Annotated in this window: 14 protein-coding genes; 10 read left to right on the forward strand and 4 right to left on the reverse strand. The window is 58.9% G+C overall.

The annotated features are described in order from the left end of the window. Positions 1-14: 14 nt before the first annotated feature. Together Enr13x_RS18955 and Enr13x_RS18960 are read right to left on the reverse strand one after the other, a co-directional pair. Positions 15-869 carry a FliM/FliN family flagellar motor switch protein gene (locus Enr13x_RS18955; protein ID WP_145388517.1) on the reverse strand — a complete coding sequence of 285 codons (855 nt, stop codon included), beginning with the start codon at positions 867-869 and terminating at the stop codon, positions 15-17. Further along, complete coding sequence (locus tag Enr13x_RS18960) at positions 866-1387, reverse strand: flagellar basal body-associated FliL family protein (RefSeq protein WP_145388518.1); 522 nt, start codon at positions 1385-1387, stop codon at positions 866-868. Before Enr13x_RS18960 ends, Enr13x_RS18955 begins: the two co-directional genes overlap by 4 nt. Before the next feature lie 654 nt (positions 1388-2041). Between Enr13x_RS18960 and Enr13x_RS18965 the strand changes: the two genes are divergently transcribed. The 9 genes from Enr13x_RS18965 to flgL all read left to right on the forward strand — a co-directional run bounded on the left by Enr13x_RS18965 (position 2042) and on the right by flgL (position 10928). Next, the gene (locus Enr13x_RS18965) at positions 2042-2758 is read left to right on the forward strand and encodes a flagellar hook-basal body complex protein (protein ID WP_145388519.1); all 717 of its coding nucleotides are present in this window, start codon (positions 2042-2044) and stop codon (positions 2756-2758) included. A gap of 27 nt (positions 2759-2785) precedes the next feature. After that, positions 2786-3565, forward strand: a complete 780-nt coding sequence (gene flgG / locus Enr13x_RS18970) for a flagellar basal-body rod protein FlgG (RefSeq protein WP_145388520.1) — start codon at positions 2786-2788, stop codon at positions 3563-3565. Between the two features lie 2 nt (positions 3566-3567). Further along, positions 3568-4578, forward strand: coding sequence for a flagellar basal body P-ring formation chaperone FlgA (flgA, locus tag Enr13x_RS18975; RefSeq protein ID WP_145388521.1), 1011 nt, complete (start codon positions 3568-3570; stop codon positions 4576-4578). A 2-nt stretch (positions 4579-4580) separates the two neighbouring features. Further along, a complete protein-coding gene (locus Enr13x_RS18980) occupies positions 4581-5252 on the forward strand; it encodes a flagellar basal body L-ring protein FlgH (RefSeq protein ID WP_145388522.1) in 672 nt (223 codons plus the stop codon). Between the two features lie 23 nt (positions 5253-5275). Beyond that, positions 5276-6490, forward strand: a complete 1215-nt coding sequence (gene flgI, locus Enr13x_RS18985) for a flagellar basal body P-ring protein FlgI (protein ID WP_145388523.1) — start codon at positions 5276-5278, stop codon at positions 6488-6490. 19 nt (positions 6491-6509) lie between these two features. Next, entirely contained in the window at positions 6510-6851 is a 342-nt protein-coding gene (locus Enr13x_RS18990; protein WP_145388524.1) for a rod-binding protein, read from the forward strand. Between the two features lie 90 nt (positions 6852-6941). Further along, complete coding sequence (locus Enr13x_RS18995) at positions 6942-7499, forward strand: hypothetical protein (protein WP_145388525.1); 558 nt, start codon at positions 6942-6944, stop codon at positions 7497-7499. Positions 7500-7501: 2 nt separating this feature from the next. Continuing rightward, positions 7502-9466 (forward strand): flagellar hook-associated protein FlgK, encoded by a 1965-nt coding sequence (gene flgK, locus Enr13x_RS19000; protein WP_145388526.1) that lies wholly within the window; start codon positions 7502-7504, stop codon positions 9464-9466. Positions 9467-9470: 4 nt separating this feature from the next. Further along, positions 9471-10928: a flagellar hook-associated protein FlgL gene (gene flgL, locus Enr13x_RS19005; RefSeq protein ID WP_145388527.1), complete on the forward strand. Its 1458-nt coding sequence runs from the start codon at positions 9471-9473 to the stop codon at positions 10926-10928. Between the two features lie 10 nt (positions 10929-10938). Here the strand turns inward: flgL and Enr13x_RS19010 are convergent, their stop codons facing one another. Continuing rightward, positions 10939-11655, reverse strand: a complete 717-nt coding sequence (locus Enr13x_RS19010; protein WP_231743644.1) for a class I SAM-dependent methyltransferase — start codon at positions 11653-11655, stop codon at positions 10939-10941. Between the two features lie 452 nt (positions 11656-12107). On the opposite strand from Enr13x_RS19010, the gene Enr13x_RS19015 reads away from it, so the two are divergent. Beyond that, positions 12108-13733 (forward strand): ATP-binding response regulator, encoded by a 1626-nt coding sequence (locus Enr13x_RS19015; protein WP_197455186.1) that lies wholly within the window; start codon positions 12108-12110, stop codon positions 13731-13733. A 645-nt stretch (positions 13734-14378) separates the two neighbouring features. On the opposite strand, the gene Enr13x_RS19020 is transcribed toward Enr13x_RS19015, so the two are convergent. Continuing rightward, positions 14379-15320, reverse strand: a complete 942-nt coding sequence (locus Enr13x_RS19020; RefSeq protein WP_145388530.1) for a response regulator — start codon at positions 15318-15320, stop codon at positions 14379-14381. Between the last annotated feature and the right edge of the window lie 44 nt (positions 15321-15364).

The following is a 15364-nucleotide window of genomic DNA, read 5'->3' on the forward strand; positions in this document are numbered from 1 at the left end:
ATCAATTCCTTCGTCTACTTGTTCAAACACTTTGAAACTTGAACGGCCTGTGTGTTGCCCAACCGGCCGGCCCAGCACTGGAACGCCGGTTCGCCATCGACGGTGGACACCATCGGTTCGTCGATGCGTTGATCCAAAACGATCAACTCGCCGGGTTTTAACTTCGCCAGATCGGCCATCGGGATCTTGGCCGACCCCAGCATCGTGACGACGTCCAGGGGTAACTGGCCGATCAATTCTTTGGACGGCTTGGCGGGTTCTGCACCGGCACGATGGTCAACCGTTTCATCGAGCAAGGCAGGTAATTTCTGTTTCGGCAGCAACCAATTCAACGTCGCCGTGCCGCCCTTGCATTCGATTTCGATGCAGACCTTGGTGACCAGATCCTTGCCGCGGAAAAGACGCAACTTTCGCGCATCTTTCTCCAGATCCGTCACTTCGATCTCCAGTTCATCCTGCCCCATCCAGCCCCGACTGATCGATTCGGCGACCCGGTTGATAAAATAATTCGACAGATCGGTTTCGATCGCACTGAGGTCCCGGTCACCATCACTGTCACCATCCGCGGGGGGCAAGCACAGCAAATCGGACAGAATGATGCGAAACTGATCGGCCGAGGCATACCAGACCGATGGCAATCGGTCCTTGATGTCGGCGACGCAATACAGGTCGTGCCGCGGGATTTCACTGAGGATCTTGTCGTACGACTCGGTCGTGATCGCCCCCAGATCCAATTTGGCACTGAATCCGGTCGCCTCGACCCAATAGTCCGAGAAGAACGACGTCGACTTCGAAATCCAAGTTCGAATGGCAACGGCAGTGTCATCCAGGGCAGCAATGTCACGAAAATCGAACGGACGAACGCTCATTGAACCTTGAAATCCTGGAAGAGGACATCTTGAATTCGCTCGATGCCGTCGGTGAACAGCATCGCGTTGAATTTGTCATGGATTTCACGCCGCAGCAGGTTGTGCCCGAGTTTCCCGCGGACATCTTCCAGCTTTTTGTCTCGCAAGTGCGCGATCAGCCAGTTTTTCAGGACGACGTTCTTGTCTTCCACCAACTTGGTGATCGCCTCCTGTTGCGAGGCCGCGATTTGCAGGGAGAACGTGCAGGTCAGGTACCGCGAATAACGGTCGTCGTTCAAATTGACCACGACTTCGTCAAAGTCCACAAACGCCAACTTGTCATCGGGTTCGGGGATGTCCATGCGGTCTTCATCCACCGCGTTCCGGTGAGCCGCCTTGGGATCCGAGGGCAGCACGAACATCGGCACCGCCACGCCGGTTCCGGCGCCCATCACGAAAACCGCGCCCCAGATCACAAGCTTGGAGAGCATGCCGGATTTCTTTTTGTCGTCCGCTCCGGACTCGTTGTCGTCTGCCATGAATCATTGAGGTGTTGGGAGGGAATGGGTCACGCGGTGATCGATCCGATCGCCGCCTGATCAGGCGCTTGGCCGGTGCGGCCGAGACCGACGCTGGCCGGTCACCCGCCATCTTTGCGTGACCGGTTTATCTTTCCGTGTCGTTACAGTTTATCGTCCGGCCCGGGTGACGGAATTCAGTCGGGACCTGTCTTTCCGTACCGGATGAGGGTTAACCCCCACAAGCGCAGCCGAGCGCCAACGCGCCGCTCGGCCGACGCCCCATGCCACCTTTCTTGGGCACTGCAGAAGTGAGCGGAACGGCACGCGGGCTGGTCGATTGAGTGAGCCGCGACGCGTAAGCGGCCGGGCACTGCGGCGCCCGCCCGAGGCCTTACGGCCTGCGGCTCACCATTGCCTCAACAATTCTCAATCAACCGACAGCCCGCTCGCGCCCTACCGCTAACAACACCACCCCGCCTGGCGTCAAAGTCGCTGGCATTGCGGTGACGCGATCGGACGGCAGTGTGGGTTATCCCTCGTGCGTTCTTGCCCAACCCGACGCGATAATCTCACCGCCAGACGCCGGATATTCGACATAACCAATACCTGCGATCGCTGTCGGTCTCCGTGTCCCCTGACCCGCTGCGATCCCTCCATGGATAGGAAGGTCGAATGATCAACGGACTCTACAGCGGCGCCGCCGCGATGCAGACATTGGCCAAGCAACAGGAGCTGATCAGCAGCAACCTGATGCACGCCAATTCGAGCGGACACCGACGCGTTCAACCGGCAGTCAAACAACGCTTCGAAGAAACATCACCGAACACCACCTTGGATCTGGGCCCCGAAGTCGAAGCGATGACCTCGGACTTCACCCCGGGACGAATCACCGCGACCGACCGGCCGCTCGACATCTCGATCGCCGGCGACGGTTTTTTCGTCTACGAAAACGGTGGCCAACCCTACCTGACTCGCAACGGCAGACTATTCCGTGACCCCCAGAGCAACACGCTGGTCAATGAAGAGGGGGTTCCCATCCGCGGCGAAAACGGACCGATCACCATCGACCGCGACGTCTCGGACCGAGAGATCACGATTTCAACCGACGGTACGGTTTCGGCCGGCGACCGCCAAGTCGGACGGATTCAAGCGGTCGCCTACGAAGACAACGGAACCCTGATTCCCGTCGGCGCCCTCGGGTTCACGCCCGGTCCCGATTCGATCGAAAGCGATGCCGCGGTCAAGATCACGCAATTCGGTCATGAACTCTCAAACGTCCAACCGGTTTCCGAACTGATCGCCCTGATCGTCAACACGCGACAACACGAGGCGGTCGAAAAAGCCACCCGAACGCTCTCGGATTCGCTCAAAGAATACATCCGATCATAACCCGCTTGAAAACCGCATAGGTATTCCATGTTAAAAGCATTCTATTCCAGCGCCACCGGCATGCGCGCCCAGGAATTGATGATCGACAACACGGCCAACAACTTGGCCAACGTCAACACAACCGGCTTCAAAAAGAAGCACATCAATTTCGCCGACCTGCTGTATGACACCAAGACGCCGCCCGGTGCCGCTTCGGCCAACGGCGAGATCAAGCCGATCGGGTTGCAGATCGGCAGCGGGGTGCGGGCCGTCGGCACCACCAGCCTGTTCGCTCAAGGGACCCCCACCGAAACGGGCATCGACACGCACATGGCGATCGAAGGCGACGGCTTTTTCAAAGTCACCCAGGCCAACACGACCGCCTACACACGCGACGGGTCGTTTACCCTCAATGACCAAGGCCAGATGGTCACCGGCGACGGTTACCTGTTGGATCCGCAAGTCACGATTCCCCAGCAAGCGACCAACCTGTCGATTTCCTCAACCGGCGTGGTCAGCTACCAGATCGACGGTGTTTCCACCGTCGGCCCCACCATTCAACTGGCCCGGTTCGCCAACCCCGCCGGTCTGCAGAACATGGGAAGCAATCTGTACATGGAAACCGCCGCTTCGGGTCCCGAGATTCTCGGGCAACCCGGGCAACAGGGCAACGGCGAGATACGACAGCGATTCATCGAAGGATCCAATGTCGAAGTCGTTTCCGAACTCGTCTCGCTGATCACCGCCCAACGCGCCTACGAGATCAACTCGCGAGCGATCCGTGCCGGCGATGAAATGCTTTCATCCGCAAGTGACCTCGTTCGGTAACGATGATGAAATCGGTTCGAATCGTAGCGCTGCTGATCAGTTTTCTGGTCCTCGCCCGGCAAGACGCCCTGTCGGCCGGCGACGTTGTCGTTGCGCTCCATCAAACGTCTTCGACGGTCGCCGACACGACGGTTCGCATCGGCGACATCGCCAACGTGCTCAATGCGACACCGTCTCAGCGACGCGACATCGAGCAACTCGACTTGGAATCGCTGCGTGATCAGGACGATTGCTCGATCACACGAAAACACGTGGAGATGCGTCTGTTGTTGGCCGGGTACGAACGTCATTCGTTCAACATCATCGGACCATCCACCGTCTCGGCCCGACGGTCCTCCCCGGCAAAGCTGCGCAGCAAATTGGAACAATTGCTGGCATCGGACCTCGGCCGACAATTTGCCGTCGCCCCCGAACGCGTCGCCATCCGACTGACACAAACGCCCCAGTTGGCAACCTTGGAACCAAAACTCGCCGCCGGCGATTTCGCCGTCGACCTGATCCCACGCAACGCCTTCCCGATCGGTCGGACCAGACTGGCCGTCGCCATCATCGACTCGGCCGGAAACCAATACTCGCATTCCTTCGATGCCCAAGTCAGCCTTTCGATGAAGGTTGCGATCGCCAGTCAGCCGATCGCTCAAGGCACCGTGCTCAAACCCGACATGTTTCGCCTGGTCGATCGCTCGATCACACAGAATGCCGACTATGCCAATCCCGACAGCACCGTCGGACGGACCGCAAGCCGTTACATCGCCAGCAACACGATTCTGTTGACCAATCATTTCCACAACACCCGGGCGGGTCATTCCCAAACGGTCAAGCGAAACGACTTGGTCGACGTCGTGATCAGTGTCGGGCAGGGCGAAATCCGATTGAAGAACGCCCGAGCGATGGAAGCGGGACAGATCGGTGACATGATCGAGGTTCTCAACCCCCAAACCAACCGGCGTTTCAACGCCTCCATCATCGGCCCCAACCTGGCAACCGTATCTTCAAACTCACGGAGGCGATAACGATGCATCACGAACATCACCCGCAGCGGCAAGTGCGCCCGTCGTCGGCCATTGTCGCATTCATCAAACCGGCGCTGGTCCTGCTGGCGATCGCGGTCACCACACAACCGTCGCTGGGGCAGAGCCTGTTCGAGCGGCGCAGCATTAATCAGATTGACCAGTACCGTGACTACGCCGCACGCAACCGCGGCGACACGTTGTCGATTCTGATCGCCGAAAGCACGGACGTTGAAAACCGCGATGAGCGATCGATGGACAAGACGGGCAACTCGTCCTCCACGCAAGGATTCGACTACGGACTCGGCGGTACGATCGGCACCGGCAGCGGCAGCGCCGAACTGGGCACCAACACGGCCAATCAACGCGCCTTCACCGGCGACGCCGAATTCAGAAGCGAACGAATGATCACCGATCGATTCAGCGTGATGGTGGTCGATGTCCTGCCCAACGGAAATCTGGTCGTCGAAGGCACACGCAAGATTTCGGTCCAGGGCGACGCTCGGGACCTGAAGCTGACCGGGATCGTGCGCCAGTACGACATTCTTCCCGGCAACAGCGTCCCGTCTTACCTGGTCGCCGACCTGCGTTTGACGCTCGACGCCGACGGTGCCGAACAGGCCTACACCAGCCAGGGCTGGCTCAGCCGCCGATTCAATCGTTTCTGGCCTTTCTAATTTCCGCGGTCGCAATCTCATTCATGCAGACTCCTTCAAAGCATCCACGACTCGCGTTTTCGACGCTCTGCCTGGCCGTCCTGTTGATCAGCAACGGCGGCGTGGTCGTGCGCGCCCAAACGCTACAGGATCCGCTGCCGCCACCGCCCGCAATCACGCCCGCGATGACGCCCGCGGCGGGATCCACGCTCACACCGCTGGCCCCGTTGCGTCAAGATCCCAGCGTTCGGATCAAGGACATTGCGTTCGTCGAAGGCGACCGCGTCAATCATGTCTCCGGTGAAGGCTTGGTGTTCGGGTTGAGCGGAACGGGCGGCAAGTCGCAACAGACGCGGCAAATGTTGACCAACTATTATCTGCGTCGCGGTGTCCGTGTCGGGCAAGTCGACACCAAGAACATTTCCGCGGTGATGGTGTCGGGTAAAATCCCCGCCTACGCGCGGCCCGGCGAGACGATCTTGGTGACGGTCTCGGTCGCAGACGACGCGTCCAGTCTGCGTGGCGGCACGCTCAATCAAACCGCGCTGCGGGGCATCGATGATGAGATCTACGCGATCGCCCAGGGCGCGATCATCGGCGGCGGCATCTCCGCCGAAGGTGCCGGCGCCAACGTACAAAAGAACCATCCCACGGTCGGTGTTTGTGAAGCCATCGTGGAACGTGCGGTGCCCTGCGGCAGGATCGTCAACAACGGAAGCCTGCGTCTGGTGTTGCGCAACAAGTCCTATTCCACGGCGACCGCGATCGGCAATGCACTCAATCGGATTTTCCCCGGCCGTGCCCGCGCCCTGGATTCGGGGACGGTTCAAGTCTTCATCCCATCCACGTTTGCCAACAGCGTCACCGAATTCATCTCGACGATCGGCAACTTACGTGTCGAACCCGACACGCCGGCCCGCGTGGTGATCAACCAGAAAACGGGATCGATCGTGTTGGGCCACAACGTCAAGATCGCGCCGGTCCTGTTCGCCAGCGAGAACATCGTGATCGCCACCACCGAAACACCGATCGCATCCCAGCCCAACCCGCTGGCCGGGGGCGACACCGTCGTCCTGCCGCGGACCGGGATCGATTTGTTTGAATCCGGGGGACGCTACAACGTCTTGCCCGGCGGAATGACGGTCGGCGATCTGGCGACGGCCCTGAACTCCCTGGCCGTTTCGCCCACCACGCTGATCAGCATCATGACAACGTTACGCAACCAAGGCGCCCTGAAGGCCGAGTTGGTCATCGAATAATTCGCAGGAGACAGATGCAATGGAATCCATCGGAAACAACATCAGCGTGAGCTTGCCGGGTCAGATCGCCGCGGCGGCCAAGGGCGGCGATCCGTCCATGGAGCAGATGAAAGAACTGGGCACGGAGTTTGAAAGCGTGTTTCTGTCGATGCTGATGAAGGAGATGCGAAACTCACTCGAAGACGGCCTGTTCGGCGGCGACGGAAGTGACTCCTTTGGCGGCATGTTCGATCTGTTCATCGGCCAACACCTTGCCCAGTCCAACGCGATCGGCGTCAGCGATTTGTTGGTCGAGCAGTACTCCAAAACGCAAGCCGACGGCGAGCCGGAGTCATCATCCGGCGTCTCGTTCTCCGCATAAATCCACTTTCCGCATCACCATGCGTCGCCACGGTCCTATGACCCTGGCCGAACCCCTTTTTGGACATCTCTCACAGACGGTGACTCAACGATGAATCAACAAACGGAACGACTGGGCGTCCTCGTCGAGCGGCAACTGCAATTGGAATCGGGAGTCGCCGACGCGCTCGATGCACTCAACGACGAAATGGCTGCGTTGCTGGACAACTCGGGGATCTATGGCCCCCAACAATCGGATCTGCAACAGCTCTCGCCCCTGATGGAAACGCTGCAACATCGCCAGGCGGACAGCCGCAAGTCACGCCGGATCCTCAGCCGCTATGTCGGCGCCAAAGCGACCGGTGGGACCGACGCGGCTGACACGCCGAGCGAAGTCGACGATCGCCTGACGTCGATCAAGACGATTCTGGCAACGCTTCCGCCCGCGGAATCCAAACGGCTCGATGCCAGCCGGCGACAACTTCACGATCGGCTGGTCGCCGCCCAGCAACGGCTGACCGCCAACCAAGTGGTCATCTTTTACTCCACCGAGTTTCATCGTCGTTACCTGCTCGGTGTGTTGCAGTGCGACGTCGATGAAGCCAGCTACCAAGCCGATGGCCAATCGTTCAAGCTCCCCACAGAAAAAATCATCGGAAGGAACTGCTAACGATGCCCAATTTTTCAATCGGCCTGTCCGCCCTGCGAACCAGCCAGTTCGCTCTGGAAGTGGTCTCCAACAACATCTCCAACGCCAACACCGATGGATACCACCGGCGACGGCTTTCCATGGAATCGACTCCGCCAAATTACACCGGCGGTTTTCGTGTCGGCAACGGCGTCACGATCTCGGGAATCACTCGGATCCGCGACCAGGTCACCGAATCTTCCTTGACCAGCGTGATCTCCGATTCCAACGATGTCGACCAGCTGTTGACCATCGAGCGGAAGATCGAATCGGCGTTGCTGACCGGCGACAATTCGGTCGGACGACAACTCGATCAGTTCTTCGCCGAGTTCACGAACTTGTCGGCGTCCCCGAACGAGCCGGCCCAGCGATCGGCATTGTTGGAGACCGGCAAACAGCTGTCCGGCGGTCTGCGTGACGCGGCGCAACAGTTGACCGAACTGAAGAACAACGTGCGGCTGCAAATCGAAAACGAGATCGAATTGCTCAACGGCGACCTGCAAGAGTTGAGCGTTGTCAGTTTCGAGATCAACAAGTTTTCCGCCCAGGGCATCGAGCGGAACAACGAATTGGACCAACGCGACGCCGTTCTGAACCGGATCGCGGAAGTCGTCGGCATCGCGCGGAACGAACAACCCGGTGGCCAATTGCACCTGACCATCGGCAACCACAGCATCGAACAGGGCAGCCACCCCAGCACCCTGTCCGTCGTGGAAGAGGGCGGACAGCTGGAGATCTACTTGGACGATTCTGCGCGGCCCTTGTCGGTGGAAACCGGGCGGCTCTCGGCGCTGGTCGAAGCGTACAACGAAATCATTCCCGCCTTCGAAGAAAAACTGGACCAAATTGCCGGCCAACTGATCCAGAGCGTCAACACCATTCATGCGACGGGGATCGGCAGCACGGGATCGTTCACGAATCTGGTCGGCAACGTCAACGTCTCCGACACCGATGTGCCGTTGTCCGAAGCGTTCCCCGAGGGGGACCTGACCGCCGGAGAACTCACTCTGTCGGTGATCGATGCCAACGGCGATCGGCAGACGCATGTCATTTCGATCGATCCCGACGTGGACACACTGGAAGACGTGGCGGCGGAATTGACCGGGATCTTGGGGATCACCGCATCGATCCGAGCGGTCAGCAACCAGTTCCAAATCACCACGGGGGCGGATCTGGAATTCGATTTCGCCGGCGGCGTGGAAACCAATCCCGACCTGTCGCTGTTTTCCGGTACCAGTGTGGCGACCGTCGCGGGCACCTACACCGGCGAAAGCAACGAATCGTTGACCGTCCAAATCGAGGGCAGCGGACAAGTCGGTAGCGCCGCGGCGCTGTTCGCCAACGTGTATTCGTCCAGCGGTGCGTTGTTGACCCGCGTGAACGTCGGCGACGGATACGAAGCCGGTTCCGCGATCGAACTCGACGACGGCGTCGAACTCTCCTTCAGTGCCGGCACGATGAACGATGGCGATGAATTCACGACACGGTTGACGGGTGAACCGGATCAGACGGGTATCCTGGCCGCGCTGGGCATCAACGCGTTCTTCAGCGGAACCGATGCCCATTCGATCCAAGTCGACACGAACGTTGCCACCGATCCCGGCCGAATTGCAACCGGGCGAACCGGCGAAGCGGCCGACACCAGCAATCTTGCTCGATTCATCGCCATTGATGATGCCACGTTGATGCCCGGTGGTCGCACGATCGGACAGTACGCCAGTGAAATGGGCACCGAGATCGGTTTCGAGATCAATTCCAACACCGCGTTGAGCACCAGTTTGACCACATACCAACTTCGGCTGGAAACGGAGAGAGACGCGAAATCAGGCGTCGATCTGAACGAAGAATTGGTCTATTTGCAGGAATACCAAAAGTCATATGAGGCGGCCGTCCGAATCATTCAGGCGACCGACGAAATGCTCACCGAACTGTTCAGAATCATAGGTTAACCCGATGGATGCTCGAGTCACTTCGCAAACGTTTACCCGTAATGCGATCCATTTCACCTCGCTGCACAGCTCGCAATTGCTGACCGCCCAACGGCAGATTACCTCGGGGCTGCAGTTCGAACTGCCGTCGGAAGAACCGGTCGCCTATCGACAGGTCCGATCGTTGGAAACCCGCTACGTCGAATTGCAGGCCGACAAAACCGTGATCGGTCGCGCAACCTCGACGCTCAACTCCAGTGTCGCCCAGTTTCAAGATGTCAGCGAACTGATCACGCTTTCCAAAAACCTGGTGCAACAAGGAATACAAGCGCTGGATTCCGACGAACGCAATGCGCTGGCAACCGAAATTGACGCGTTGTTGGCCCAAGCGCAACAAATCGGACTGGCAAAGTTCAACGAAAACTATTTGTACGGGGGCACGCGATCCGACCAACCTCCTTTCACGTTCGCTGAACCGGTGCGTGAAAATGGCATCTTGGAAGTCAGCTACCAAGGGTCCCTGCAACGCAGTCAAACCCACATCGGTGATTCGATCTCGATCGACACCTACTATGACGGGTCCAAAATCTTCGGAGGCTCCGGTCGCGAATCGACCGTGCTGGTCGGAACCACGGGAGCGAAGCATGGCGGAGGCACCGACACGCTGGTCGGTCGAGCCACCTTGCAGGTTCGACACGACACCACCAGCTATGCCGGCGGCTCCGGTGTCCTGGCCGGAACCGGTTCCGCGGCCGGCGACACCATCCTCGGCCCGGCTGGTGCGCATCAGTTGACGATCGTTGACACAGCCGGTGACGGTTCGGCCGGGACCATCTCCCTCAACGGCGGCGAACCGGTTGCGTTTTCCAACACGGACACCAACTTACGCGTACCGGGTCTATTCGGCCAAGAAGTCTACTTGGACACGACCAACATCGCCGCCGGTTTCAACGGGACCGTCGATATCACGTCGACGGGAACGTTGAGCGTCGACGACGGGGCATCGACCATCCCGATCGACTACAGTTCCAGTCAACTGGTTTCCGACGTCGACAGCGGCCAATTCACCACGATCGACTCGAGCAACATCCGCTCGACCGGCGACGATTCACTGGAGTTTCCCGGAACGTCCGACCTGTTCCAGATTCTGCACGCCACCGCCGCAGACCTGCGCAACAGCAGGGAGCTGAGTTCCGCCGAGTATGGTCAAGCGCTCGACCGGCGACTGAATGAACTGGACCAAGCCGCCAGCAGGGTGTTCAGCGTGATGGGCGAACAATCGACTTCCTTGCAGACGATGCAGACGATGGAGTTTCGCGTCGACGATTTGATGCTTTCGGTCGAATCGAATATCGGCGAACTCCAAGCCACCGACTTTCCCGATGCGGTGCTGCGTCTGGAAAATTCACAGACGCTGCTGCAGTACACCTACGCCGTCACAGCGAATCTGAATTCGCTGGGGCTGTTGGAATTCTTGCGATAGCGATCTCGGTTCAGGACGCCGCCGGTTTGCGAAAACGCAACAGATAGTTTTCTTCGAATGCCGGCACCTGGACTTCATCGACGAATTCGAATCCGCCCTTCTCGATCTCGCTGCGAAACACCTGTTTGCCGGCGCGGACATGACCGAGGATGAATTCGCGCGACTTTCCGGGAATCCGATCAAAGTCGATGACGATCAATGCACCGCCCGGCTTGATCGCCTTGTAAATCGATTCGACCGTCAGATGCGGATATTCAAAGTGATGGTAGGTGTCGCAGATGAACGCGACATCAATCGAATGGGGTGGCAGATTGACCGAACGGTCCGAACACAGCACACCGGTCAAATTGTGCACGTTGTCTTCCCGCGCTTTGGTGTTGATGTGTTCCAGGAAACGCGGGGAGATGTCGACGGAAAACACCCAGCCCTCTTTTCCAACCGCATCGGCGAAAAGCCGGCTGTAGAAACCGGTACCGGCACCGATGTCGGCGACACTCTGACCGGGCCGGATGCCACAAGCCTCCAGCACGTCCTTTCGCGCCGCGTAGACCTCGCGGCTTTCGACTTCGAATCGGCCCATCCATTCACTGACGTCCAACTCGGGATCGACGAACTGGTCGTTGATCCCAGGCTTGACACTTTGCTCGGCCGCAGCGGTCGCATCCTGGGCCAACGCCGACGTGACGCAGATCAGACAAACCGCCGCAAACGCGAATCCGATTCTCACCGCTGTCGCGGTCGGGGAAAACCGGGACGACGCATCAACGGGGGTTGGTTGGGCTGCGCGTCTTGATTCAATGCAAACATTCATGCCGGGGGACCAGGGGTATGGAACACGTGGGAGACGGAACGGATCCGCTGGGCGACGAGGACAAACCCGCAGCCGAGGGAAAACAGCCATCGATGAAAGTCGAAATTCTGAGAAGCTAAAATAGCATCCGCGGTTTCGTTTTGCACCCTGTTGTTTGAGGCTTACAGTTTTGAGATGGACCTGTTCTCCCGAAGGAGCAGGGGTTCATCGCCATGATGCACGGCGGCAATCGAACACGCGGCCAGCTGATCCATCCCCGTCTTTGGCCTATCCAACCATTCGACCAAGACCGCTGCATGATCAATTCGCATTCACCGCTCCCGCCCGATCGACATCCGCTTGACAGCATGGAACCCGCAGTGCCCTTGATGAAGACGTCGATTCCACCGCAACCTTCCGCGGCGGATTCCGACAGCCTGCTCAGCGTGCTCAGCGTGCTGGTCGTCGAGGACAATGATCTGGATTTCTTGCAAGTCTCGAAAAACTTGCGGCACGGACGGAAACGAATCTCCCTCTCGCATGCGACCTCGTTGGGCGCGGCACTGCAGGAACTGGAGATCCGTGACTTCGACGTCATCCTGACCGATCTCTGTCTCCCGGACTCGAGTGGTCTGGATACGGTCAAGCGACTGAAAGCGAAATGTGATGCCATCCCGATCTTGGTCCTGACCGGCCTGGACGACGAAGCGGTTGAACGGGAAATCCTGCATGCCGGTGCACAAGATTTCCTGCCCAAAGGGCTCGCCAACAGCAGTTGGACACGCAAAGCAATCGAACATGCCGTCCAGCGGCAACAGTCCATCAACGAAATGAGTCGGGTCACCGCGGAATTGCAAGCCAGCCACCGGCTGCTGCGGGAACAAGCCGAACTGAGGGAACAGGACCACCAGAAACTGGAACGCATGCACCAAACGGCGCACGAGTTTTTGGCCAAAGCCTCGCACGACATCCGCAATCCGTTGACCGTCATCAAAGAACACGTCTCGATCGTTCGCGAGGGCTTGGCCGGCCGAATCAATCTGGAACAGGCCGCGATGCTGGAAAAGGCATTGATTCGAGCCGACGACGTGAACAACAAATTGGATGACTTGTTGGATTCAAGCAAACTCGATTCGGGGCTGCTGGACATCTGTCGCCGGCCCTGCCACGTCGACGAAATCATTGACTCGGTCCGTGCCTCGATCGAGCAACGAGCCGCGATGCGGAATGTGAAACTGGAAATTCAATCGCAAGTCGAAGCGCCGGTCGCGTACTGCGACGGGCAAAAGGCCTGTCGCGTCTTGGTTTGCCTGGCCGTCAACGCCATCAATGCGTGCAACGATGCGGGGAACGTGCGGATTTGGGTGCGTTACGATGAACCCAATCAACACATTCGAATCGGCGTCAACGACGATGGGATCGGAATCCAGCCCCGACAGTGCGATCAGCTCGCCGCCCGCTTTGCCAGGCCCGGAGTGACGACCGATCCCGATGACAAACTGCTGGGGCTGGGCTTATCCATCGCCGCCCGTTTCTGCCGACTCAATCTGGGCCAATTGCACGTCGAGTCCGAACCCGGTTTGGGATCAATCTTTTGGTTCAGCCTTCCGGTCGTGGGAAGCGACCAGATCTTTCCGCGGTGGTTGGAATTGCAATCCGCACCGATGCAGTATGTCCAACTCCTCTCGTTTCACCTGAATGAACAATGCACGCCGGCGGAAAAACGGGACAGCGAACTGTTGCTGACCTACCTGACGGAAAACCATGAACTGCTGATCCAAGCGTCCGATTCGCAGTGGTGGCTGGCGACCAGTTCGATCTTCCCCGACGTCGATGCACGATTGAAAAAGGCAACCGATGAGATCGCACGACTGACCGAAGTCCGTGCCGCCAACCCGGCCTTTGACATCGGCATCCAAACACGCGGCATCTGGAGCCTGAAGCGTCCGATCGACGAAATCGATGCGGCGTATCAACAGCTCCTGCAGGACGAGCCGTCGCAGGCAACGCGGTAGTCGTGCGGCTAATGTTAAACGTCATTCATGGCTCAAGACTTGTTCCCAGGCTCCGCCGGGAACACACTGTCTTGGAGGCTCCGCCTGGGCTGCGCAGAATGCCCGCGATTTCATGCGTTGTGCCGGTTAAGACTTTGGTCGTTCTTGTTCCGTGGTGGATCAAGATTCACTCGGTTCGGTTCGCCAAAGGCGATCAACAACATAGCCTGGGGTGAGACCGGATGAGCCCCAGCGAATCCGGGCGTAACCCCAGGTCCACGATCCACCGAAACCCCTCCCCCTTTCGATCGGCCGGCGGCTCAGCCGCCGGCCGATCGAAAGGGGGAGGGAGCAGGTTTGGCTTTCTTTCCCTGGGGTGGCGGTCACTCCGCTGCGCTCGTTCCCTGCCCCCAGGCTATGTTGTTGATGCCCTTTGGGCAAATGCTGCGGAACGGTTTCCGCCTAAGATTCGGACCGGCTGCAACAATCAATTCCGCACAGCCCAGGCTCTGCCCTACGCCGTGAACGACTTGTTAGCGGCAGGGCGCGAGCCCTCCGGTTCTTCAACTTTGCCAAAACACCGGAGGGCTCGCGCCCTGCCGCTAAAAAATGCTTCACAGCGTTGCCTACCGGGGTGATGCATGACAGTCAGTGCCGGACGCCCCCCTACACGGCCGAACAGACCATGGCTTCGGGGACGATGCTTGTCCGCAGGTCCAGGTCGGTGTATTGCACCAGCGCCCGTTTTAGTTGGTCCCAGGAAACCGGTTTCGACAGAAACTCGCTGGCCCCGCCGGCGAGCATTCGACGTTTCAACGACGCATCCCGCATTCCGGTCACCACGATGACCGGCACCGAGTCGGTGGCGGCCGATTCCTTCAAACGACGCAGAATGTACTCGCCATTTCCGTCGGGCATTTGATAGTCCAACAAGATCGCCGCGGGGCGGCTTTGAAAGGCGCTGCGATATCCGTCCATGCCCCGGTAGGCCCGCACCAGTTGCACGCCGACGCTGAGTAGTCGCTTTTGCAGACCGATGGAAAAATCGGGGTCATCGTCGATCGCCAGCACCCAAGGCGCCGCGTCGGTGGCCGCTTCCTCTTCCACGGCAGACGGCTGCGAATCGTCCAGCCACCCCCAATCTTTCAGCATCGACAGCAGCGATTCATCGCCTTCATCCGCCGGCGTCGACTGGACGTCGGAAAACTCGGCCAGCGGTGTGGCTTGGTGCTCGGCCCCGTCTTCAAGCAGCGCTTTCAACAGGGGTTCCAGACGCGTCCAGATCTGTTGGTCTTTCTTGACCAGCTGGGCGCCCATTTCGTGACAACGTTGCTGAATTTTTTCATTCGGATCGCCGGTCATCACGATCACCGACGTTTGGCTCAGGCGTTCGTCCGTCGCCATCATCTCCGACACGCTGACGCCATTCCCTCCCGGCATCCGAACGTCCAACAGCGCGATTTGCGGCGCATAGTAATCGGCGTTGGCCAGTGCATCCATCGCGTCACTGACCGTGATCACATCCAAGCCCAGTTGTTTGCAACGGAGGCTGAGCAATTCCAGCAGGTCTTGATCGTCATCGGCAATTAAGATTTGTTTCTCACTCATTTGATTCTCCAAGGGTGGGCGGGTGTGTCGAAAGTTCAAGGAAC

This window comes from Stieleria neptunia (assembly GCF_007754155.1).
In the GTDB taxonomy this organism is placed as follows: Bacteria; Planctomycetota; Planctomycetia; order Pirellulales; family Pirellulaceae; genus Stieleria; species Stieleria neptunia.

Coding starts and splice junctions, on each gene's coding strand:
- flgK (WP_145388526.1), top strand. CDS start 7,502: ATGCCCAATTTTTCAATCGGCCTGTCCGCCCTGCGAACCAGCCAGTTC.
- flgL (WP_145388527.1), top strand. CDS start 9,471: ATGGATGCTCGAGTCACTTCGCAAACGTTTACCCGTAATGCGATCCAT.
- Enr13x_RS18980 (WP_145388522.1), top strand. CDS start 4,581: ATGCATCACGAACATCACCCGCAGCGGCAAGTGCGCCCGTCGTCGGCC.
- Enr13x_RS18990 (WP_145388524.1), top strand. CDS start 6,510: ATGGAATCCATCGGAAACAACATCAGCGTGAGCTTGCCGGGTCAGATC.
- flgI (WP_145388523.1), top strand. CDS start 5,276: ATGCAGACTCCTTCAAAGCATCCACGACTCGCGTTTTCGACGCTCTGC.
- flgG (WP_145388520.1), top strand. CDS start 2,786: ATGTTAAAAGCATTCTATTCCAGCGCCACCGGCATGCGCGCCCAGGAA.
- Enr13x_RS18960 (WP_145388518.1), bottom strand. CDS start 1,387: ATGGCAGACGACAACGAGTCCGGAGCGGACGACAAAAAGAAATCCGGC.
- Enr13x_RS18995 (WP_145388525.1), top strand. CDS start 6,942: ATGAATCAACAAACGGAACGACTGGGCGTCCTCGTCGAGCGGCAACTG.
- flgA (WP_145388521.1), top strand. CDS start 3,568: ATGATGAAATCGGTTCGAATCGTAGCGCTGCTGATCAGTTTTCTGGTC.
- Enr13x_RS19020 (WP_145388530.1), bottom strand. CDS start 15,320: ATGAGTGAGAAACAAATCTTAATTGCCGATGACGATCAAGACCTGCTG.
- Enr13x_RS19015 (WP_197455186.1), top strand. CDS start 12,108: ATGAAGACGTCGATTCCACCGCAACCTTCCGCGGCGGATTCCGACAGC.
- Enr13x_RS18965 (WP_145388519.1), top strand. CDS start 2,042: ATGATCAACGGACTCTACAGCGGCGCCGCCGCGATGCAGACATTGGCC.
- Enr13x_RS18955 (WP_145388517.1), bottom strand. CDS start 869: ATGAGCGTTCGTCCGTTCGATTTTCGTGACATTGCTGCCCTGGATGAC.